Origin of the sequence: Pseudomonas sp. NFACC05-1, assembly GCF_900100135.1 — a bacterium.
Taxonomy (GTDB): domain Bacteria; phylum Pseudomonadota; class Gammaproteobacteria; order Pseudomonadales; family Pseudomonadaceae; genus Aquipseudomonas; species Aquipseudomonas fluorescens_Q.
In genome coordinates this window covers 1-22,344 of record NZ_FMTR01000010.1, presented here as the reverse complement: position 1 = coordinate 22,344, position 22,344 = coordinate 1, and the positions used below count along the sequence as shown (strand labels likewise).

Sequence of the window (22,344 nt, the reverse complement as noted above, 5' to 3'; positions counted from 1 at the left end):
GCCGCAGGGGACGATGCTAGGTTTAGCCACCGCCCGTGTAGCTCAGTCGGTAGAGCAGCGCACTCGTAACGCGAAGGTCGCAGGTTCGATTCCTGTCTCGGGCAAAAATTTTTTCGCTCACGCTTTTATGCGTGATGTTGTAGATATTCGTTCAGTGCTTGGCGTGTCAGGTCGTTCAGCGATACATTTTGACGAGTCGCAGCCAAAGCCGCTGCCAAATGTAGATCGTGACCGATGCGAACATTGAACGATCCTTTGCAGGGTATTTCTGGCTTCTGGCCTAGCTGCTGGCAGGTCTGTAGATAATCATCTACGGATTCGCGAAAAGCCGTTTCCAATTCGGCCACCGTTTGTCCCTCATAGCTCACCAGCGCCCGTATGAATAAGAGCTTTCCGAACAGGCATTTATCTTCGGTGCTCGCTTCAATCGAGCCGACGTAGCCCTTGTAGTGCAGCTGGGCGCTCATGGGATCAGGCCTCCTGTTTTCAATTGCTCAATAATCTGGCGTCTTACGTACATTTTGAGCTCATTACCTGGATGCGGCTTGTGTAAGCTGATCATTGCACCTGGGTCGCCATTATCGAATTTAACTCGACTGCCAGAGCCTTCCAGTTGGGAGTAACCCAGGCGACGTAATAGGGTGATGAGTTGCGGCCAAGTAAATGAGCCTTGTTCATTGAGCAGCTTTGCGAGGTTTTTTTCATTTTTTGACATAAGCGCTTTTCGTTGCGACTGAATATAGTTGCAGGCGTCAGGGCGGTCAATGAGAAGGCTTTGGTCATTGAGCCTCAGTGCTGAAGTAATGGAATATTTATAAGGGCTGAATCCCCGCCCATGGAAACGAGAAACTGTAACCGGACGCATATCTCGTTCCTCCATTCGATTCCGGTTGTTGCACTGGCTTGCGTCTCTGTTAGGATTCCTTGTCCCAAAAAGTCAAACACCTTTGTTTTCAGATGATCCCCGAATGGTTCTGAAGGCCAGATAAACCGGGCTTCACACGGTTTTTTGCGTCAGAGAGATCCTTGATGATCCAGATCCATCTTCCATTCCCCAGATCAGCGAGAACGCCATGACCGTTAAAGCATTGACCCAAGAAGCCAGGCACGAAGAAGCGCTGAAAAAATACGTACTGGACGCGCCCCAGTTGCTGGAAGAGATCAAGGACCTGTCCGCCGATGATCAGAAAGACCAGATCCAATGGGCTTTCGAGGACGAGGCCGAAGCCCAGGGGCTGCAGCCTTGGGAGTTGACGCTCAAGTACACCAGCACGCCTGAGGAGTTCGAGGCGCAGCGCCTTGCGTTGCACAAGGAAGCGGCCGAGGTGTTGGGTGTGGAGTGGGATGAGTACTGCGAGATGAACAATCTGGTGGTCTGAAAAAAACGCCAGCCTTCAAGGCTGGCGTTTTTGTTATCAGAGGCTCAAGCGCATCGACAGGTCCACCGCCTTCACATCCTTGGTCATCGCGCCGATCGAGATGTAGTCCACCCCAGTCTCGGCAATCGGCCGCAACGTGCTTTCGTTGATCCCGCCGCTGGCTTCCAGCTTCGCCTTGCCGCCATTGAGGCGTACGGCTTCACGCATGTCGTCCAGGCTCAGTTCGTCGAGCATTATGATGTCGGCGTCGGCCGCAAGTGCTTCTTTCAATTCCGCCAGGCTTTCCACTTCGACTTCCACCGGTTTGCCCGGTGCGATCTTGTGGGCGGCAGCGATGGCCTGGGCGATCCCGCCGCAGGCAGCGATGTGGTTTTCCTTGATCAGGAACGCATCGTACAGGCCGATGCGGTGGTTATGGCAGCCACCGCAGGTGACCGCGTACTTCTGGGCCAGGCGCAGGCCGGGCAGGGTCTTGCGGGTGTCCAGCAGCTTGACCTGCGTGCCTGCGACAAAGTCGGCCAGGCAACGGGCCCGCGTGGCGACGCCCGAGAGCATTTGCAGGAAGTTCAGCGCGCTGCGTTCGCCGGTCAGCAGCGAGCGGGCCGGGCCTTCCAGGTGGAACAGCACTTGATCGGGGTTGACCCGGTCGCCGTCGTGCACTTGCCAATGTACCGCGACACGCGGGTCCAGTTGCCGGAACACGGCATCGACCCAGGCCGTGCCACTGATGATTGCCGCGTCGCGGGTGATGATGGTGGCCTTGGCCAGGCGTTCGGCGGGGATCAGTTGCGCGGTGATGTCGCCGCTGCCGATGTCTTCAAGCAACGCACGGCGCACGTTGGCTTCGATTTCGGCGGTCAGATCGGCGAGGCGTAGATTCGGCATAACGGGCTCCACAAACAAAGTGGCCTGATTATAGGGGGTCGAAACCTGCATTTGGTCGCGTCCTCGCAACATTTCCTTATTTCCCAGGTCACTTATTGCGCCGTATTTCGAGATGGATCACAGAGTGTGCTGGTACGACAGGGCTGTTTTACCCGATAATCCGCCTTTCGATTGACGTCATAGCTTTGACGTTGCGAGCCGCAGAAAGCCGTTTCAGGAGGCCAGGATGCACAACGACGGGAATGTAGTGCCTTTGCACAAGGTCGCTACCGATCAGGCGAGCCCATCGCCGCTCGCCCGCCTGCCTGTGATTCTGCTTCAGGTTCGCGACAAGGCCGCCCAGCAGTTGCGCCTGGGCTTGCAGGGGTTGTTCGATAATGCCGACGACACCTTGTTTGAAATGGCCGACCGGGCGCGCGACGACGTCGAGCAAAACCTGTACTTCGAGGCCATGCGGGACTTGCGCCTGAAGCGTAAAAGCATCGAGCGTGAATTCATCGAGCAGTTTTTCGAGACCTTCGTCAGCCTCGCCCAATACGACCTGACCCACGCCAGCCTGGCGCCAGACAGCCAAATCCAGCGCTCCCAGGACGACCTGGAGCGGCATCTGGCGGTCGAGGCGATGGTCACTCGGGTGCTCAGGCGCGATGGTGTGTCGCTGGAACAACTGACGGCCCGGCTCAGTGTGCTGCTGGCCCGACCGCTGGCCAATCAGCACAATCCCCTGAGCCCGGCATTGCTGTGCGAGAAGTTCCTGCAGGCCGGGCGCAACCTGGGCGTGGGAATCAAGGTCAAGCTGATCCTGCTCAAGCTGTTCGAGCGTTATGTGCTCAGCGATTGCGACCAACTCTATACCGAGGCCAACCAGTTGCTGGCCGCCACTGGCATCCTGCCAGAGCTCAAGGTCACGCTGGCGCGCCGGGCGTCGGATCGCACCGAGGATAACCCCAGGCCCAACGCCGAGATAGCTGCCAAGCCCAGCGATGCCGAGGTGGATGACAGCGTGCAGGAAGTGTTTGCCGCCTTGCAGAAACTGTTGATGCAGGTGCGTGGCACTGTGGCGCCGACCTTGGAGCTCAGCGCGCCGCCCCAGCCGATTTCTACCCGTGACCTGCTGCGGCTGCTCTCTCATTTACAGCAATACGTGCCAGCGCCTGCCGTTCACGACGAGTTCGATTTGCGTAGCCAGCTCGAACAACTGTTGACCCGGGTCAGCGTCAGGAGTGGCAAGTCTCGCGTGGTCGAAGGCGCCGATGAAGACGTGATCAACCTGATCTCGATGATGTTCGAATTCATCCTCGACGATCACAACCTGCCAGACTCTTTCAAGGCCCTGATCGGCCGCCTGCAAATCCCGATGCTCAAGGTCGCGGTGCAGGACAAGAGTTTCTTCAGCCGCGGCAATCATCCGGCCCGGCGACTGCTTAACGAAATCGCGGCTGCGGCCATGGGCTGGGGTGATTGCGACGATCATCAGCGCGACAGCCTCTACCTGCGCATCGAGCAGGTGGTGCAGCGCTTATTGAGTGATTTTGTCGATGACCCGGCGATTTTCTCCGAGTTGCTGGCCGACTTCCTGGCCTTCACCAGTGACGAGCGGCGCCGCAGTGAGCTGCTCGAACAGCGCATCCGCGATGCCGAAGAAGGCCGGGCCAAGGCCGAACTGGCGCGCCAGCGCGTCGAAGGGGCGCTGAACCAGGTGATGTTGGGCAAAGTCCTGCCACAAGCGGTGGTGGAGTTCGTGCAACACGCCTGGAGCCAGGTGTTGCTGCTGACGTGCTTCAAGCATGGCAAGTATTCCGCCGAGTGGCAGGCCGACGTCTTGACCCTGGAGCAATTGATCTGGAGCGTCCAGCCTCATGATGAACCCGATGCCGGCCTGCGTTTGCTGGCGATAGTGCCCGAACTGCTCAAGGCCCTGCGTGAAGGCTTGAGTCGCTCGGCGTTCGATCCGTTCGCCACCAGCGAATTTTTCAGTGAGCTGGAAGCCCTGCATGTGCAGGCGCTCGAGCGCACCGGCCAAGCGACGGAACAGGCCGAGTCGTTCACTTCACCGGTCATGGTCGAGGTGCTGGAGAAAATCGTCTTGCGGCCCCCTCAAAAGTCGGCGGGGGAGAGCGTGGCGGTGCATTTGCCGGCCGATGACGTGGGTCTGCTGCAGGTCGACCAGTTGCACCTGGGAAGCTGGGTCGAGTTCCAGGAGGACGATGACAACACCCTGCGTTGCAAGCTGGCGGCGATCATCGAGGCCACCGGCAAATACGTCTTCGTCAATCGCACTGGCCTCAAGGTGCTGGAGCACAGCCGCACCAGCCTGGCCCTGGAGTTTCGCCGTGGCGCGGCGCGGCTGCTGGACGACACCCTGTTGTTCGACCGCGCGCTGGAGTCGGTGCTGGGCAATCTGCGTCAGCTCAATCGCGGCAAGTGATCGCGCGGCCCGGTCCGATCACGGCATACTGGCGGCATTCACCGTCGTCATCGAAGGAACCTGTATGCAGTTGGACTCCGCGAGCGGTTGGTGCGAGGGGGTGCGTCATTGCCCATCGCCCAACTTCAATGCGCGCCCCGAGGGCGAAATCTCCCTGCTGGTGATCCACAACATCAGCCTGCCACCGGCACAATTCGCCACGGGCAAGGTGCAGGAATTCTTCCAGAATCGTCTGGATGTCACGGAACATCCCTACTTTGTCGGTATCGCCGACCTGCGGGTTTCTGCGCATTTCCTGATCGAGCGTGACGGCGCCGTGACCCAATTTGTCTCTTGTCTGGATCGCGCGTGGCATGCGGGGGTCTCGTGCTTCGAGGGGCGTGAGGCCTGTAATGATTTTTCCCTGGGCATCGAGCTCGAAGGCACGGATGATCTGCCGTTCACCGACGCGCAATATGTCGCATTGGTGGACCTGACCCGGCAGTTGCAAGCGGCGTTCAGGGCGATCACTGTGCAGCGTATCTGCGGGCACAGCGACATCGCCCCGGGGCGCAAGACCGATCCGGGACCGGCATTCGACTGGGTGCGCTATCGCGCGGCCCTGACAGAAGGGGAAGGACAATGAGTTTTCTGGTGTTGCTGCTGGCCGTCTGGATCGAGAAGTTCTCGGCCTTGCGCCAGCGGGTCCAGCGTGACGGCGGTTGGCTGCACGAGCTGAACAAGCTCGAGGCGAGCCCACGTTGGGTCAACCGACCCTGGCTGGTGCTGACGGTGATGGTTTTGCTACCCGTGGCGCTGCTGGCGTTGCTGCTCTGGGTGCTGGAGCCGGTGGCCTACGGTCTGTTGGCGCTGCCAGTGCATTTGCTGGTGGTGATTTACAGCCTGGGGCGCGGTGATCTGCTGGCCGGCCTCGGGCCGTTTCGCGATGCGTGGCGTAGGGAAGACCTGCAAGCGGCGGCCCATGTCGCCAAGCGCGACCTGGACATTGAAGCCAATGACGGTGAGCAGTTGCTGGAGCGTGTCCAGGGGCATTTGTTGTGGCAGGCCTACCAGAGCTTCATTGCGGTGATTTTCTGGTACTTCGTGTTGGGCCCGGTCGCGGCCTTGAGCTATCGGCTGCTGGCGCTGGCCGCCGAGAACAGCCAGAACCCCGGTGTGGCCGAGCGGGCCGCACAAATGCGCCATGCCTTCGATTGGGTGCCGGTGCGGTTGCTGGCGGCAAGCTTCGCCCTGGTGGGGAATTTCGTCGCGGTCAGCCGGGTCATGTTGCATGAACTGCTGAACTGGAACATCAGCGCCGCCGACCTTATCGACAAGGTCGGCCTGGTGGCAGGCGAGATCCCCCGGCCCGTCGCCGGACCGGACGGCATCAACAGCCTGGACCGTCTCTGGGAATTGCTGCTGCGTGCGGCGGTGCTCTGGTATGCCGGGTTTGCGTTGTGGACGGTGTTGGCCTGATCAACGTAAGCAGGGTTGTGGCCAGGCGCTTTTGTGGCGAGGGAGCTTGCTCCCGCTCGGTTGCGCAGCAACCGAAAACCTGGGCAAGCGATTTTCCTGAAGGCACTCGGAGGCCTGCTTCGCAGGCCAGCGGGAGCAAGCTCCCTCGCCACAAGGGACTGAGTCACGACCAGGCTCGTTAACCTTAAGTTACAAATCTCCCCGCCGATTTAGGCTATACAAGAGCAGCGCCCGAATAGTGGCTTTCTGCTGTCTCTGTGCGCCTGCCTATAAAAATAAAAACCTACCGGGAGACTTCCTTGTGAAGAGTTTGCTCTGGCCCGCCGTCGCGCTGATGAACCGCCTGAGCTTCGGTATGAAGTTCAGCCTGATCAGCGTGCTGTTCCTGCTGCCGATGCTGGTGACCAACTTCTTTCTGGTGCGCGATTCCTATCGGGAATTCCAGGGCACGCAAGTGGAGCTGCAAAGCCTCGACCTGCTGGGCAGCAGCCTGGTCCTGCGGCGGGACCTGGAAACCCTCAATAACCTGGTGCAGATCAACGCCAGCCTGGGCCAGTCCGGCAAGGCCGGTGATGTCGAAGCGAAGATCGGCAGCCTGGAACAACAGGTCCTCGCGCGGCTGCAAGGCATGACCCCCGTGGTCATCGAGCCTGAACAGATCAGTGCCTTCGAGGCCAAGCGCGACGAAATGATCGGTGCTTTCAAGACCCAGCAGGCTGAAAGCTCCCTGCAGAGCAAAAGTGCGCTGATCGGCAAGTTGCTCAACAGCGCCCAGATGTTCAGCCAGATCATCGCCAGCCAGGCGGGGTTGAGTCGCGATAACCAGAGCGATATCCGCCAGCTCAGCGAGTTGATTATCGGCACGACCCCCAAGGTCACCCAGATCCTCGGCGAAGGCCGGGCGCTGGGCGCATCCTCGTTGGGGCTGGGGTTTCTCAATTCAGCGTCGAGCACCCGCTTCGACGAGTTGCTGGCGCAGATCGAAAAGCTCCAGGGTGAATATGACTTGAAACTGCAGGATGCCTTGGGTTCCAGCAAGGCCGCCGGGCAGGCCCTTGCCGATCAGGCCAATGGCAGCAAGAGCACCCTCAAGAAGGCCAGTGAACTGATTGAAGAGCAGGTGGTGATGGCTGACACTCTCGATGCGCCATGGCCGGCATTTTATGAGCACGTCAGTGGCCTGATGGCGCAGACCTACCGGCTGAACGAGGCGACCCAGGGCTTCCTGGGGGTGCAGTTGCAGCAGCGTCTGGAGCAGAACCGCAGCCACATGGTGCTGCAAGCCGTGGCGCTGGTGCTGGTGTTTCTGTTGATTTTTTACCTGTACGCCGGGTTCTACGCCTCGACCCGTACCACGCTCCAGCATCTGGGCCAGATGATGGACAAGGTGGCGGCGGGGGACATGACGGTCAATTTTGTTGCCCGCAGCAAGGACGAGCTGGGCGAATTGGGTGAAGTGTTCAACGGTACGGTGGCGAAGATCCATGACCTGATCGAACAGGTCGGCCATACCGTTGCCGAAGTCGAACGCCAGGCCGGGCAGGTGGAAACGGTATCGGCCCGGAGCAACCAGGCCGTCGCCGGCCAGCGCACCCAGATCGAACTGGTGGCGACGGCGATGAACCAGATGTCGGCCACGGCCCAGGAAGTGGCCCGCAGTGCCGCTGCAGCGGTGAGCAGTGCCCACAGCGTGAACGACGAGACCCTCAGCGGGCGTGGGCTGGTGGAGTCCCAGCAGGGTAGCATCGTCCGCTTGGCCAGTGAGATCGATCAGTCGGTGCAGGTGATCAACCAATTGGCGACCGACAGCCAGGCCATCAGCCGCGTGCTGGATGTGATCAAGAGCATCGCCGAGCAGACCAACCTGCTGGCCCTCAATGCCGCCATTGAAGCAGCCCGGGCCGGTGAGCAGGGGCGCGGTTTTGCGGTGGTGGCCGATGAAGTGCGGACCCTGGCCAAGCGAACCCAGCAATCGACCGAAGAAATCGAAGCGATGATCACCCGCCTGCACAGTGGTGTCGGCGCTGCGGTCAAGGCGATGGGCACCAGCCATGAGATGGCCAACGGCACGGTCAGCCAATCGGAAAAGGTCCAGCAGGCCCTGGAAAATATCCTTGGTGCCGTCGGCATGATCGTCGATCAGAACCAGCAGATCGCCGCCGCGGTAGAGCAGCAGACGGCGGTGGCCCATGACATCGACCAGAACATCGTCCAGATCAACCGCGCCGGCGAACGCACCGCCGAAGGTGCCCATCAGACCGAAGACGCCAGCCGCGAATTGTCCGCCCAGGTGGTGCAGCTCAAGCAGTTGATCAATGCGTTTCGGGTGTGATTGCTAAGTCCGCCGCAGATGATCCTACCAACCAAACAAATCGCGGGCGTTGGTGGTGCTGGCCTCAGCCAGTTGTTCTGGTCTGACGGTCATGATCTGCGCCAGTGCCTCGCAGATGGCCGGTAAATGCGCCGGGCTGTTGCGCTGGCCCGGGAACATCGCCGGGGCCATGTCCGGGGAATCGGTTTCCAGCACCACCGCGTCCAGCGGCAATTTCGCCAGCACCCGGTGCATGCGCAGGGCCTGGGGCCAGGTCGCGGCGCCGCCCAGGCCGAGCTTGAAGCCGAGCTTGATGTATTCGCGGGCCTCCTCAAGGCTGCCGGCGAACGCGTGGATGATCCCCGTGCGTTTCAGGCCGAAGCGCTTGAGGGTCGCGATCACGGCGGCATGGCTGCGGCGCACGTGGATCAGTGCCGGCAGTTCGAATTCCGCGGCCAGCTGTAGTTGCGCCTCGAACAGCGTTTGTTGGCGCTCACGGTCGAGGGTTTCGATGTAGTAGTCGAGGCCGATTTCCCCCACGGCACACAATTGCCGATGCCCGGCCAGGCGGCTCAGCCACTCGCGCAGTAGCGCCACGTCGTCGGGGCGGTGCTGATCAAGATACACCGGGTGCAGGCCCAGGGCGGCATGCAGGTCCGGGTCGCTTTGCACCAGGTCCCAGACCCGCTGCCAGTTGTCCCGGTAAACGCCCAGTACCACCATTTGCCGCACGCCCAAGGCGCGGCTTTCGGCCAGCAGGGCCGGGCGGTCCGCGTCAAAATCTGGAAAATCCAGGTGGGTGTGGGTATCGATCAACTCCATGCATCAATCCTGAAGAAGCTTCAGCCCTGGTGAATACGCTGCTTGAACGTCCGCGCGATGGCCTGCACGCCTGGCTGGTAATCATCGTTTTCGATGGCTGCCAGCGCCAGTTCCAAGGCCTTGTCGGCGATCAGTTGATGTTGTTGGGACATGGCGTTGACCGGCAGCGGCAGGAAGTCCAGCAACTGCGTGTCACCGAACGTGCCCAGGCGCAGCGGCCGCGACTTGAGTGGGTAATCGTGCAGGGCGTCGAACACCCCTTGCAGCAGTACATAGGAGGTAGTGATCAACGCATCGGGCAAGTGCCCCAGGCGCGCGAGCATTTCATCCATCAACTGACGGCCGCATTCACGGCTGAACGATTCGCCGTGCTCGATCAGCACCTGGCCTTCGAAACCGGCCAACGCCTCGTTGAAACCAGCGGTCCGTTCCTGGCTGATGCTCAGCTCGGGACGGGCACTGATCAGCGCGATTTGTCGCGGATGGGTTTCCAGCAGGCTGCGCGTCAGTTGCAGGCTGGCCTGGCGATCATCGCTGATCACCGAGCAGAACCGCGCAGGGTCCATGACCCGGTCGATGGCGATGATCGGAATGCCCTTGGCCTGCAACTGCAGGTAGCTGTCGTCGCCGGCCGGCAGGCAACTGGCGACGATCAGTGCATCGCAGCGCCGGGCGCGGAACAACTGCAGGAGTTGCCGTTCGCTGTCAGGTGCGTCGTCGGAACTGGCGATCAGCAACTGATAGCCCCGCGCCCGCGCCCCCTGCTCCAGCAGCTTGGCGATGCGTGCGTAACTGGGGTTTTCCAGGTCAGGCAGGATGAAGCCCAGGGTACGGGTGTGGCGGCTGCGCAGCCCGGCGGCCTGGGGATTGGGCGTGAAGCCGTGTTCCTGGACCACCGCCCGCACCCGTTCGACGGTGGCGCTGCTGATACGTTGCTGTTCGGCCTTGCCGTTGATGACATAGCTGGCGGTGGTCACGGACACACCGGCCAGTTGGGCAATATCACTGAGTTTCAACCCGGTTTTCCTTGTTTTTTCGAGTTAGCCCCGACGATAAGGGCCATCCTACCCGATTCAAGCTGACGGTCACCGTCCACGCGCTTACGACAAGTTGCACTTCAAGGATGAGAGATTATCGAGTAACGTGCCAATCTTTCTAGATTAAACGTTTCAGCAAGCGTATTTTCAAGGCTAGCAGGATTTTTGGCCCTTCTGCCGCGATCACGCCAAAAATCATCCTGCAACGCTAAGCTGATTCATTCAAAACAATACCTGGCGCCAACCGGACGCCAAAAAGGAGAAAGCATGCTCGAGCTCACTCTAGAGCAGATATCCATGGCTCAGACGGCTGTGGATAAAGACGCTGCACTGCAACTGCTCGCCGACAAACTGGTGGCCGATGGCTTGGTGGCTGAGGGTTACCTCGCCGGCTTGCAGGCTCGCGAAGCCCAGGGCTCGACCTTTCTTGGCCAAGGTATTGCCATCCCCCACGGCACCCCGCAGACCCGCGACCTGGTGCATTCGACCGGCGTGCGCCTGCTGCAATTCCCTGAGGGCGTGGATTGGGGCGATGGTCAGATCGTCTACCTGGCGATCGGCATTGCGGCCAAGTCCGACGAACACCTGCGCCTGCTGCAACTGCTGACCCGCGCCCTCGGCGAGACTGACCTGGGCCAGGCTCTGCGCCGGGCCGGTTCCGCCGAAGCGTTGCTGAAGCTGCTGCAAGGCGCACCGCAGGAACTGGCCCTGGATGCCCAGATGATCGGCCTCGGTGTGTCGGCTGACGATTTTGAAGAACTGGTATGGCGCGGCGCGCGGCTGTTGCGTCAAGCCGATTGCGTGAGCAATGGCTTTGCCGGGGTGTTGCAGCAAGTCGATGCGCTGCCCCTGGGCGATGGCTTGTGGTGGCTGCACAGCGAACAGACCGTCAAGCGTCCGGGCCTGGCCTTCGTCACCCCGGACAAGCCCATCCGTTACCTCGGCCAACCGTTGAGCGGGCTGTTCTGCCTCGCCAGCCTCGGCGAAGCTCACCAGGCTCTGCTGGAAAGGCTCTGCGCCTTGCTGATCGAAGGCCGCGGTCACGAGCTCGGTCGCGCCACCAGCAGCCGCAAGGTGCTGGAAGTGCTCGGCGGTGAACTGCCCGCCGACTGGCCCAGCGCGCGCATCGGCCTGGCCAATGCCCATGGCCTGCATGCACGCCCGGCGAAGATCCTCGCCCAGTTGGCGAAAAGCTTCGAAGGCGAAATCCGTGTGCGCATCGTCGACGGCCAGGACAGCGCCGTGTCGGCCAAGAGCCTGAGCAAGCTGTTGAGCCTGGGTGCCCGTCGCGGCCAGGTCCTGGAGTTCATCGCCGAGCCGAGCATTGCCGCCGATGCGTTGCCGGCACTGCTGGCCGCCATTGAAGAAGGCCTGGGCGAAGAGGTCGAACCGCTACCGCCACCGAGTGCGCCACGGGAAACCGTGATGGCCGAAGTGGCGACTGTCGTGTTGGCGCCCGAATCCGGCAGCCTGATCCAGGCTGTCGCCGCCGCCCCGGGCATCGCCATCGGCCCGGCCCATATCCAGGTATTGCAGGCCATCGACTATCCGCTGCGCGGTGAATCGGCGGCTATCGAGCGTGAGCGCCTGCAGAACGCCTTGAACCAGGTACGCCAAGACATCCAAGGCCTGATCGAACGCGCCAAGGCCAAGGCTATCCGCGAGATCTTCATCACCCACCAGGAAATGCTCGACGACCCGGAGCTGAGCGACGAAGTCGACACTCGCTTGAAGCTGGGCGAGAGTGCGCAAGCGGCCTGGATGGGGGTGGTTGAAGCCGCCGCGAAAGAACAGGAAGCCTTGCAGGACGCCCTGCTGGCCGAACGTGCCGCCGATCTGCGAGACGTCGGCCGTCGCGTGCTGGCGCAACTGTGCGGTGTCGAAACCCCGAACGAACCCGATCAACCCTACATCCTGGTGATGGACGAAGTCGGCCCGTCCGACGTGGCCCGCCTGGACCCGACCCGGGTGGCGGGGATTCTCACCGCCCGTGGCGGCGCCACTGCCCACAGCGCCATCGTCGCCCGGGCCTTGGGCATTCCGGCGCTGGTGGGCGCCGGTGCGGCGGTGTTGCTGCTGGCGCCGGGCACGTCCTTGCTGCTGGATGGCCAGCGCGGTCGCCTGCACGTGGACCCTGACGCCGCCACGTTGCAGCGTGCCAAGGAAGAACGCGATACCCGCGAACAGCGTCTCAAGGTCGCCGCCGAGCAGCGTCACGAACCGGCGCTGACCCGTGACGGTCATGCCGTGGAAGTGTTTGCCAACATTGGCGAAAGCGCCGGTGTCGCCGGTGCGGTGGAGCAGGGTGCCGAAGGCATCGGCCTGTTGCGCACCGAACTGATTTTCATGGCCCACAGCCAGGCGCCGGACGAAGCGACCCAGGAAGCCGAATACCGCAAGGTGCTCGACGGCCTGGCCGGTCGACCGCTGGTGGTGCGCACCCTCGATGTCGGCGGCGACAAGCCGCTGCCGTACTGGCCGATCGCGAAAGAAGAAAACCCGTTCCTCGGCGTGCGTGGCATTCGCCTGACCTTGCAGCGCCCGCAGGTCATGGAAGCGCAACTGCGTGCCCTGTTGCGTTCGGCGGACAACCGTCCGTTGCGGATCATGTTCCCGATGGTGGGCAGTGTCGATGAGTGGCGCCAGGCCCGGGCCATGACCGAGCGCCTGCGCCAGGAAATCCCCGTGGCGGACCTGCAACTGGGGATCATGATCGAAGTGCCGTCCGCTGCGTTGCTCGCGCCCGTGCTGGCCAAGGAAGTCGACTTCTTCAGCGTCGGCACCAACGACCTGACGCAATACACCCTGGCCATCGACCGTGGTCACCCGACCCTTTCGGCCCAGGCCGATGGCTTGCACCCGGCGGTGCTGCAACTGATCGACATCACCGTGCGCGCTGCCCATGCCCATGGCAAATGGGTTGGTGTGTGTGGTGAATTGGCGGCCGACCCACTGGCGGTGCCGGTGCTGGTGGGTCTGGGCGTGGACGAACTGAGTGTCTCGGCCCGCAGCATCGCCGAGGTCAAGGCGCGGGTTCGCGAACTGAGCCTGGCGCAAGTACAAAACCTGGCCCAAGAGGCCTTGGCCGTGGGCAGCGCCGATGACGTGCGCGCATTAGTGGAGGCGCTGTAATGGCGAAGATTCTTACCCTGACCCTCAACCCGGCGCTCGACCTCACGGTGGAGTTGACGCGCCTGGAGCCGGGCCAGGTCAACCGCAGCGACGGCATGCACGCCCACGCCGCCGGCAAGGGCGTGAACGTGGCTCAGGTGTTGGCCGATCTCGGCCATACGCTGACGGTCAGTGGTTTTCTGGGCGAAGACAATGCCCAGGTGTTCGAGACGCTGTTTGCCCAGCGTGGATTTGTCGATGCTTTTATCCGTGTTCCCGGCGAAACTCGCAGCAATATCAAACTGGCTGAGCAGGACGGACGCATCACTGACCTCAACGGCCCGGGCCCGGTGGTTGATGAAGCCGCACAGCAGGCTTTGCTGGCGCGTCTTGAGCAAATCGCCCCCGGTCACGACGTGGTTGTGGTGGCGGGCAGCTTGCCCCGGGGAGTCAGCCCGCAGTGGTTGCAGGCCTTGATCACGCGCTTGAAAACACTCGGTCTGAACGTGGCCCTCGACACCAGTGGCGAAGCCTTGCGCGTCGCCCTGGCGGCGGGGCCGTGGCTGATCAAGCCGAACACCGAGGAGCTGGCCGACGCGCTGGGTTGCGAGGTGGTGAGCGAAGCGGCCCAGGCGCAAGCGGCGCAGCACCTGCATGCCCAGGGTGTCGAACATGTGGTGATTTCCCACGGCGCCGATGGCGTGAATTGGTTCAGCGTCGGTGCGGCGCTGCATGCTTCGCCACCCAAGGTCAGCGTCGCCAGCACCGTGGGTGCCGGGGATTCGCTGCTGGCGGGCATGCTGCACGGCCTGCTCAGCGCCGACACCCCGGAACAGACGCTGCGCACTGCTACGGCCATCGCTGCCATGGCGGTCACGCAGATCGGTTTTGGCATCCACGACACCGCGTTGCTGGCGTCGCTTGAACAGGGCGTGCGCGTGCGCCCCCTGACAGAACAATAAGAGGGTTAGCAAGAATGAAACTAGCCATTGTGACGGCCTGCCCCAACGGCATGGTCACCAGTGTGTTGTGCGCCCGCCTGCTGGACGCGGCGGCGCAGCGCCAGGGTTGGAGCACCAGCGTCGAGGTCCATGACGCGGCCCATCCGGAACGCCAGTTGTCGGCGGCGACCCTCGAAGCAGCCGAGTGGGTCTTGCTGGTTGCCAGCGGCCCGGTGGACATGTCGCGGTTCGTCGGCAAACGCCTGTTCCGCAGCACCCCGGCCCTGGCCCTGCAAGACGTCGATTCGGTGCTGCGGCGTGGCGCCGAAGAGGCCGAGGTTTTTCTCGCCTCGGATGTCGTGGAGCAGGCCCCCGCGGTGTCGACCGACCGTGCGCCGCGCCTGGTTGCCATCACCGCATGCCCAACGGGCGTTGCCCACACCTTCATGGCCGCCGAAGCCTTGCAGCAGGCGGCGACGAAGCTCGGCTACGACCTGCAAGTGGAAACCCAGGGCTCGGTCGGTGCACGCAATCCGTTGAGCGCCGAGGCCATCGCCGAGGCAGACGTGGTGTTGCTGGCGACTGACATCGAAGTCGCCACCGAGCGTTTTGCCGGCAAGAAGATCTACCGCTGCAGCACGGGCATCGCCTTGAAACAGGCCGAAGCGACACTGAACAAAGCACTGGTCGAAGGTCGCCAGGAAAGCGCGTCGAGCGGTGCCAGCGCTCCGGCCAAGTCGGAGAAGACCGGCGTCTACAAGCACCTGCTGACGGGCGTGTCGTTCATGCTGCCGATGGTGGTGGCCGGTGGTTTGATGATCGCCTTGTCGTTCGTGTTCGGCATCGAGGCCTTCAAGGAACCTGGAACCCTGGCGGCCGCGCTGATGCAGATCGGTGGCGACACCGCGTTCAAATTGATGGTGCCGCTGCTGGCCGGCTACATCGCCTATTCCATCGCCGACCGTCCGGGCCTGGCGCCAGGCATGATCGGCGGGATGCTGGCGAGCACCCTGGGCGCCGGCTTCATTGGCGGGATCATCGCCGGTTTCCTGGCCGGTTACGCGGCCAAGGCGATCAACCGCTACGCGCGTCTGCCCCAGAGCCTGGAAGCGCTCAAGCCGATCCTGATCATCCCGCTACTGGCGAGCCTGTTCACCGGCCTGGTAATGATCTACATCGTCGGCAAACCGGTGGCGGGCATGCTCGAAGCCTTGACCCACTTCCTCGACAGCATGGGCACCACCAACGCGATCCTGCTGGGCGTGCTGCTGGGAGCGATGATGTGCGTCGACCTCGGTGGGCCGATCAACAAGGCCGCCTACGCGTTTTCGGTGGGGCTGCTGGCTTCCCAGAGTTATGCACCGATGGCCGCGACCATGGCCGCCGGCATGGTGCCGCCGATTGGCCTGGGCATCGCCACCTTCATCGCCCGGCGCAAATTCGCCCAGACCGAGCGCGAGGCCGGTAAAGCGGCACTGGTGCTGGGACTGTGCTTCATCTCCGAAGGCGCGATTCCGTTCGCGGCCAAGGATCCGTTGCGGGTGATCCCGGCGAGCATCGCCGGCGGCGCGCTGACCGGTGCGCTGTCGATGTACTTCGGCTGCAAGCTCATGGCCCCCCACGGCGGCCTGTTCGTGATGCTGATCCCCAATGCCATCAATCATGCGCTGTTGTACTTGCTGGCGATCGTGGCGGGGAGCCTGCTGACGGGGGTGGCGTATGCGCTGCTCAAGCGGCCTGAGGTGGTGGAGATGGCGTTGGAGCCGGCGAAGGCCTGAGACTCCTTTGAAGCCATGAAATCCCCCAGTGGGAGCCTAATGCTGTTCACTTGAGAAAATGGTGGACCTGTGGCGAGGGAGCTTGCTACCGCTCGGCTGCGAAGCAGTCGTAAACCGGCGGGTGCGGTGTGTCTGATGCTGCGCGTTTGGCGGGTTTAGGGGCCGCTTCGCAGCCCAGCGGGAGCAAGCTCCCTCGCCACGGGTTTGTCGATGGCCTTAAGTGAACAGCATTACCTGTGGGAGCGGGGGGGCGCACAAGATCCCTGTCACACCCACTTCACACAGCCATGCTTAAGTTTTCCCATTTCAAGGGAGAACACCATGAGCGAATTCGACCTGGGCCGTCGTCGTGTGATGCAAGCCGTGGGCGCGGGGTTGTTGTTGCCGGGGCTGGCGCCGGCGGTGATGGCTTCGGTCAAGGATCGTCCGGTGCTCACCGACGGTGTGCAGTCCGGCGACTTGCAGGGCGACCGGGCGATGATCTGGAGCCGCAGCGACCGTCCGGCGCGGATGGTGGTGGAGTGGGACACTCGCAGCCAGTTCAGCAATCCCCGCCGCTTCGTCTCGCCCCTGGCCGACGCTCGCAGCGATTTCACCGCCCGGGTCGAACTCACCGGGCTGCCCCGCGACCAGGCGATTTTCTACCGGGTGCATTTCGAAGACGCCCAAAGCGGGGTTGCCAGCGAACCTTGGCTGGGTCACCTGCGCAGCGTGCCACAGTTCAAGCGCAACATTCGTTTTGTCTGGAGCGGCGACACCGTCGGCCAGGGCTTCGGCATCAACCCGGACATCGGCGGCATGCGCATCTACGAAGCGATGCGCCTGCGCCTGCCGGATTTCTTTATCCACAGTGGCGACACCATCTACGCCGACGGCCCGGTGCCGGCGCAAATCACCGTCGAGGGTGGGCGCATCTGGCGCAACCTCACCACAGACGCCAAGAGCAAGGTCGCCGAAACCCTGGATGAGTATCGTGGCAACTATCGCTACAACCTGATGGATGAAAACGTTCGCCGCTTCAACGCCGAAGTGCCGCAGATCTGGCAGTGGGACGACCATGAGGTGGTCAACAACTGGTCGCCGGGCAAGCAACTGGACGAGCGCTACCAGACCAAGGATATCCACAGCCTCGTGGGACGTGCGCGACAGGCCTGGCTGGAATACGCACCGATGCGCCGGCAGAAAGCCGACGGCGGCGGGCGGATCTACCGCAAGCTCGGTTATGGGCCGCTGCTGGATGTGTTCGTGCTGGACATGCGCAGTTACCGCGAAGCCAACGACGCCAATCTCGGCGCGGCCAAGCCGTTCCTGGGGCGTGAGCAGTTGAATTGGCTCAAGCGCGAATTGAAGCAATCCCGTGCCCAGTGGAAAGTCATCGCCGCCGACATGCCCATCGGCCTGGGGGTGCCGGATGGCGAGGTCAGCCCCGGGGTGCCGCGTTGGGAAGCGGTCGCCAACGGTGATCCGGGCGCTGCCCAGGGGCGGGAAGTGGAGATCGCCGAATTGCTGGGTTATCTGCGCAAGCATCAGGTGCGCAACTATGTCTGGCTCACCGCCGACGTCCACTATTGCGCCGCTCATCACTACCACCCCGAACATGCCGCGTTCCAGGATTTCGAACCATTCTGGGAGTTCGTCGCCGGGCCATTGAACGCCGGCAGCTTCGGGCCCAACACCCTGGACAAGACCTTCGGTCCTGAGGTGGTGTTCCAGAAAGCGCCCCCGACCCAGAACACCTCGCCGTTCGCCGGGTATCAATTCTTTGGCGAGGTGAACATCGATGGACCGAGCGGGGAGATGAGTGTGGTGTTGCGGGATCTGGAAGGGGTGGCGGTGTTCGAGAAGAAGTTGCAGCCGGTTTGAATCTAAAGCCCGCCACAAAACCCATGTGGGAGCGAGCTTGCTCCCACAGGGTTGATGTTGCGGTCAGGATCAGTAGACATCCCGCCGATACCGCCCCTGCTCGATCAGGCGCTCCACTTCCTCGCGCCCCAGCACGTTGTTGAGCACGTGATCCACCCCGGATGCCATGCCCTGCAAGCTGCCGCAAACATAGATCGCCGCGCCGTCGGCCACCCATTGCTTGAGCAGCGCGGCCGATTCCAGCAGACGGTCCTGGACGTAGATTTTCTGCTTCTGATCCCGGGAGAAGGCCAGGTCCAGGCGTTCCAGGTCGCCGGAGGTCACCCATTCCTGCAAGTCATCGCGGCAGTGGAAGTCGTGTTCGCGGTTGCGCTCGCCAAACAGCAGCCAGTTGCGCTGCATGCCCTCGGTGACGCGCGCCTTGAGCAGGCTGCGCAGGCCGGCCAGGCCGGTGCCGTTGCCCAGCAGGATCAGCGGCACACCCTGGGCCGGCAGGTGGAAGCTGCTGTTGCGGCGCAGCCGCAGGCTGACGGCGCTGCCCAGTGGTGCGTGTTCGGTCAGCCAGCCGGAACCGACGCCCAGGTTGCCGTCGGCGTGACGTTCCTGACGCACGATCAGTTCCAGTACACCGTCGGCCGGTATCGAGGCGATGGAATACTCGCGTATCGCCAGCGGTGCCAGGGCATCCACCAGTGCCTGGGCATGCAGGCCGACCAGGTGGGCGCGGTTTTCCGGGAGTTGGCGGGTCGCCAGGGCCTGGTCGAGGCTCTGGGACAGGCCATCGATTTGCACGCGCGCGTGGCCGGAGAGGCCGAGCCCGTCGAGGAAGTGCTCGATGGCCGACAGGTCATTGCGCGGCAGGATTTCCACCAGGTCACCGGCCAGCCAACTGCTTGGGCCGGGTGCGGTGAAGCCCAGCAGGTATACCCCCGAGCCGCTGCTGTCGGGGTTGAGCAGGGTGCGCTGGCTGAGCGTCCAGTTTTCGAAGCTTGGCGCCTGCCAAGTGTCCAACGGGGCTTGGCCGGTCAGCTCCGCCAATTGTTGTTGCCAGTGACGCAGGGCGTAAGGGTCGCCGCTGTCGACTTCCACCGGCGCGAACAGTGTCTTGCCGCCGTGTTCCGCCAGCCAGGCATGCAGGCGCCGGGCGAAACCGCAGAAGTGTTCATATTGCCGGTCACCCAGGCCCAGCACCGAATACTGCAGGCGCTCCAGGCTCAAGGCCTGGCCCAGCACCTTGCGTTCGAAGCCGCGGGCACTGTCCGGCCCTTCGCCGTCGCCAAAGGTGCTGACGACAAACAGCGCGTGGGTGGCGTCGTTCAGGTCCTGCTCACGCACACCGGCCAATGGCTGGACCTTCACCGGCAAGCCGGCGGCCTGGAGTTGGCCGGCGGTCTGCCAGGCCAGTCGCTCGGCGAAACCGCTTTGGCTGGCGAAGCCGATCAGCCAGGCCGGCGCATCGGTCGGGTTGGCGCTCAGGGCCTGGCGGGCGTTTCTGGCCTGGCGTTTCTTGCGGCGGCGGTCCAGGTACAGCAACCAGCCGGTGATGAAGAACAGCGGCATGGCCAGCGCGGCGACGGTCACCAGGATCCGCCCGACCAGGCCGAAGTAGCTGCCGATATGCAGGGCATAGACACTGGTCAGCAACTGCGCCTTGAGGCTCTTGTCGCTGTAGCGGCTATGCCGGCTGATGACGCCGGTGGCCGGGTCGAGGATGAGCTGGTTCAGCGCCCGGTCGTGAGGTGAGTTTTTCAGCAGGTAGAACACGGTCGCCGGCTGCCCGGCCACGGGCGGCATGCGCACGTTGTAGGTGGACAGGCCCGGGCCGGCGGCGCTGTAGATGCTGCTCCACATGGCCCGGTAATCGGCCACGGGCAATGGGCCGCTGGGTGCCGGGCCGCGATTGCGCACCCGTTCCTCTTTCGGTGAATCGGAAAGCAGGCGGGTCACGCCTTTGTTGTACCAGTCGTAGGACCAGGTCAGCCCGGTCAGTGCCGCCAGTAGATAGAACGCCAGGCACCAGGTGCCCGCCACCGAATGCAGGTCCCAATTGAAGCTCCGGCCCTTTTTCCCCCAGTCGAGGGTCAGCCAGGCGCGCCAGCTTTTCCATTGGCGCGGCCAACGCAGGTACAGCCCGGACAGGCAGAAAAACACCAGGATCAGCGTGCAGGCACCAGTGATTTGCCGGCCCACGTCATCCAGGGTCAGGACGCGGTGCAACCTGAGCATCAAGCCGAAGAAGTCCTGGCCCGTCACATCGCCCATGAACTGCCCGTTGTAAGGGTTGAAATAGCGCATGGCGCCACGTTTTTCCCCAGGTGGCGCCGCGAAGATCACCCGCGCGGCGTTGCCGCTGTCGGTCTCGACCCAGAGCATGGCGACGGTCTTGCCGGAGGCAGCCTCGATCTGTTCCACCAGTTCGGCGGGCGGCAGGACGCCGGCCGGTTGTTTCTCGACCATCAGCACTTGCGGGTTCAAGGCCCGCAGGATTTCATCCTGGAACGACACCACCGCCCCGGTAACGCCCATCAACGCCAGGACCAGCCCGGCACTGATGCCGAAAAACCAGTGCAACTGGAACAGGGTTTTCTTCAACACGTCGCTCGCCTTGTTCATTTACTGTTCATCAAGGCGTGCATTATGCCGTGTGTTATCGAGAAGCATTCATAAACACACCCAAAAGTTGCCGAACAGTGATGAGGTGAGCGGCAAAGTCCCACAGGGGGAACTCGGTCTTATCAAGAACAAAAACAAAAAAACGGCGCTTTCCATTTCTGGAAAACGCCGTTTTTTATTACGCGACAGGGCCGGAACGATGAACGTTCAAGCGCCCGAACACATCACACGTAGAACGATTTCAGCGGCGGAAAGCCATTGAATTCCACCGCGCTGTAGCTGGTGGTATAGGCCCCGGTCGACAGCCAATACAGGCGATCCCCAATAGCCAGGTTCAACGGCAAACCATACTTGTAGTTTTCATACATGATGTCGGCGCTGTCGCAGGTAGGGCCGGCGATGACCACTTCTTCCATCTCGCCTTTCTTCTCGGTCCAGATCGGAAACTTGATGGCTTCGTCCATGGTTTCGATCAGGCCGGAGAACTTGCCCACATCCGTGTACACCCAACGCTCGACGGCGGTACGGGACTTGCGCGCCACCAGCACCACTTCGCTGACCAGGATGCCGGCGTTGGCGATCAACGAACGGCCCGGCTCCAGGATGATTTCCGGCAGGTCGTCGCCGAAGTCTTCCTTGAGGAAACGGATGATTTCCTCGGCGTAGGTTTCCAGGCTGTTGGTGCGGGTGATGTAGTTGGCCGGGAAGCCGCCACCCATGTTGATCAGCTTCAGGACGATGCCGTCTTCTTCTTTCAGGCGCTCGAAGATCACTTTGACCTTGGCGATCGCCGCGTCCCAAACGCTGATGTCGCGCTGTTGCGAGCCGACGTGGAACGAAATGCCGTACGGCACCAGGCCCAGGTCGCGGGCCAGGATCAGCAGGTCCATGGCCATGTCGGTCTGGCAGCCGAACTTGCGCGACAACGGCCAGTCAGCGGTGGTCGAGCCTTCGGTGAGGATCCGTACATAGACTTTCGAGCCCGGCGCGGCCTTGGCGATGTTGCGCAGGTCGGCTTCGGAGTCGGTGGCATACAGGCGCACGCCCTTCTCGTAGAAGTAGCGAATGTCGCGGGATTTCTTGATGGTGTTGCCGTAGCTGATCTGGTCCGGGCCAACGCCACGGCTCATGACCTTATCCAGCTCGTAGATCGAGGCGATGTCGAAGTTCGAGCCTTTATCCTTGAGCAGGTCGATGATTTCCACCGCCGGGTTGGCCTTGACGGCGTAATACACCTTGGCGAATTCGAAACCGGCGCGCAGGTCGTCATAGGCCTGGGCGATCATCGCGGTGTCGATCACCACGAACGGGGTTTCCTGCTTGTCGGCGAACGCTTTCATTTTCTGGAAAGTTTCGCGCGCGAAATAATCTTCGACCTGGATCGACATACTTGGGACTCCTACTGGCAAACATCAGGATCAATGGGTGTGAGGGCAAGCAGCCCTCGTGAACGTCCTCCGTATCCCCACTTTGGTTCGCCTACTTCCCAAGGCATGTCGCCGAAAGCAAAAAGGCCACGGGATGCGTGATTCCCTTGGCCTTGCTGTCTCGTCGTCAGTACTTGAGCCGGATGGATCGTTTCCAGCATGGACGTTCGGCGCGAACTTTAGGGCGTGAGGGGCCTGAGATCAACTAAAAATGTCGCGTTTTTGCACACATCCGTCGTGCGGCCCGCGACAGCTCATGATGTAACCGACCGGCGTGACAGATTGATGTTC

The 22,344-nt window shown here is 62.3% G+C and carries 15 protein-coding genes, 1 tRNA gene and 2 pseudogenes; 11 read left to right on the top strand and 7 right to left on the bottom strand.

Annotated features, from left to right (window positions below; genetic code table 11):
- Nucleotides 1-31: 31 nt before the first annotated feature.
- Nucleotides 32-104 (top strand) — tRNA-Thr (locus BLO97_RS16510).
- A gap of 21 nt (nt 105-125) precedes the next feature.
- On the opposite strand, the gene BLO97_RS16505 is transcribed toward BLO97_RS16510, so the two are convergent.
- Together BLO97_RS16505 and BLO97_RS16500 are read right to left on the bottom strand one after the other, a co-directional pair.
- Complete coding sequence (locus BLO97_RS16505; RefSeq protein WP_092346811.1) at nt 126-467, bottom strand: type II toxin-antitoxin system HicB family antitoxin; 342 nt, start codon at nt 465-467, stop codon at nt 126-128.
- On the bottom strand, nt 464-715 hold the full coding sequence (locus tag BLO97_RS16500) for a type II toxin-antitoxin system HicA family toxin (protein WP_092146112.1): 252 nt from the start codon (nt 713-715) through the stop codon (nt 464-466). Before BLO97_RS16500 ends, BLO97_RS16505 begins: the two co-directional genes overlap by 4 nt.
- Before the next feature lie 358 nt (nt 716-1,073).
- On the opposite strand from BLO97_RS16500, the gene BLO97_RS16495 reads away from it, so the two are divergent.
- The gene (locus tag BLO97_RS16495; RefSeq protein ID WP_072341097.1) at nt 1,074-1,379 is read left to right on the top strand and encodes a DUF6388 family protein; all 306 of its coding nucleotides are present in this window, start codon (nt 1,074-1,076) and stop codon (nt 1,377-1,379) included.
- Between the two features lie 36 nt (nt 1,380-1,415).
- Here the strand turns inward: BLO97_RS16495 and nadC are convergent, their stop codons facing one another.
- Nucleotides 1,416-2,264 (bottom strand): carboxylating nicotinate-nucleotide diphosphorylase, encoded by an 849-nt coding sequence (nadC, locus tag BLO97_RS16490; protein WP_092346808.1) that lies wholly within the window; start codon nt 2,262-2,264, stop codon nt 1,416-1,418.
- A gap of 226 nt (nt 2,265-2,490) precedes the next feature.
- Between nadC and BLO97_RS16485 the strand changes: the two genes are divergently transcribed.
- From BLO97_RS16485 to BLO97_RS32335, 5 genes and pseudogenes are all read left to right on the top strand, one after another.
- On the top strand, nt 2,491-4,692 hold the full coding sequence (locus BLO97_RS16485) for a DUF1631 domain-containing protein (protein ID WP_092346805.1): 2,202 nt from the start codon (nt 2,491-2,493) through the stop codon (nt 4,690-4,692).
- A gap of 64 nt (nt 4,693-4,756) precedes the next feature.
- On the top strand, nt 4,757-5,317 hold the full coding sequence (ampD, locus tag BLO97_RS16480) for a 1,6-anhydro-N-acetylmuramyl-L-alanine amidase AmpD (protein WP_063322976.1): 561 nt from the start codon (nt 4,757-4,759) through the stop codon (nt 5,315-5,317).
- Nucleotides 5,314-6,150 (top strand): regulatory signaling modulator protein AmpE, encoded by an 837-nt coding sequence (gene ampE, locus BLO97_RS16475; protein ID WP_092346802.1) that lies wholly within the window; start codon nt 5,314-5,316, stop codon nt 6,148-6,150. Before ampD ends, ampE begins: the two co-directional genes overlap by 4 nt.
- Before the next feature lie 334 nt (nt 6,151-6,484).
- Nucleotides 6,485-7,576: pseudogene (locus tag BLO97_RS32340) on the top strand (methyl-accepting chemotaxis protein); the annotation flags it as partial.
- Nucleotides 7,577-7,909: 333 nt separating this feature from the next.
- A pseudogene (locus tag BLO97_RS32335) lies at nt 7,910-8,482 on the top strand (methyl-accepting chemotaxis protein); the annotation flags it as partial.
- A 24-nt stretch (nt 8,483-8,506) separates the two neighbouring features.
- On the opposite strand, the gene BLO97_RS16465 reads toward BLO97_RS32335, so the two are convergent.
- Entirely contained in the window at nt 8,507-9,283 is a 777-nt protein-coding gene (locus BLO97_RS16465; protein ID WP_063322973.1) for a TatD family hydrolase, read from the bottom strand.
- A 20-nt stretch (nt 9,284-9,303) separates the two neighbouring features.
- Nucleotides 9,304-10,299: a catabolite repressor/activator gene (gene cra / locus BLO97_RS16460; RefSeq protein ID WP_092346796.1), complete on the bottom strand. Its 996-nt coding sequence runs from the start codon at nt 10,297-10,299 to the stop codon at nt 9,304-9,306.
- Between the two features lie 288 nt (nt 10,300-10,587).
- On the opposite strand from cra, the gene ptsP reads away from it, so the two are divergent.
- The 4 genes from ptsP (at nt 10,588) to BLO97_RS16440 (ending at nt 18,013) form a co-directional block, all read left to right on the top strand.
- Nucleotides 10,588-13,452, top strand: a complete 2,865-nt coding sequence (gene ptsP / locus BLO97_RS16455; protein WP_092346793.1) for a phosphoenolpyruvate--protein phosphotransferase — start codon at nt 10,588-10,590, stop codon at nt 13,450-13,452.
- A complete protein-coding gene (gene pfkB, locus BLO97_RS16450; protein ID WP_063322970.1) occupies nt 13,452-14,393 on the top strand; it encodes a 1-phosphofructokinase in 942 nt (313 codons plus the stop codon). The genes ptsP and pfkB overlap by 1 nt, the downstream gene beginning before the upstream one ends.
- A gap of 14 nt (nt 14,394-14,407) precedes the next feature.
- Entirely contained in the window at nt 14,408-16,150 is a 1,743-nt protein-coding gene (locus BLO97_RS16445; RefSeq protein ID WP_092224280.1) for a PTS fructose-like transporter subunit IIB, read from the top strand.
- A gap of 321 nt (nt 16,151-16,471) precedes the next feature.
- A complete protein-coding gene (locus BLO97_RS16440; protein ID WP_092146097.1) occupies nt 16,472-18,013 on the top strand; it encodes an alkaline phosphatase D family protein in 1,542 nt (513 codons plus the stop codon).
- Between the two features lie 69 nt (nt 18,014-18,082).
- Here BLO97_RS16440 and BLO97_RS16435 read toward each other — a convergent pair whose 3' ends face one another.
- Both BLO97_RS16435 and BLO97_RS16430 read right to left on the bottom strand, forming a co-directional pair.
- On the bottom strand, nt 18,083-20,608 hold the full coding sequence (locus BLO97_RS16435; RefSeq protein WP_175489851.1) for a PepSY domain-containing protein: 2,526 nt from the start codon (nt 20,606-20,608) through the stop codon (nt 18,083-18,085).
- A gap of 242 nt (nt 20,609-20,850) precedes the next feature.
- Entirely contained in the window at nt 20,851-22,014 is a 1,164-nt protein-coding gene (locus BLO97_RS16430) for a type III PLP-dependent enzyme (RefSeq protein WP_072341133.1), read from the bottom strand.
- Nucleotides 22,015-22,344 lie beyond the last annotated feature (330 nt).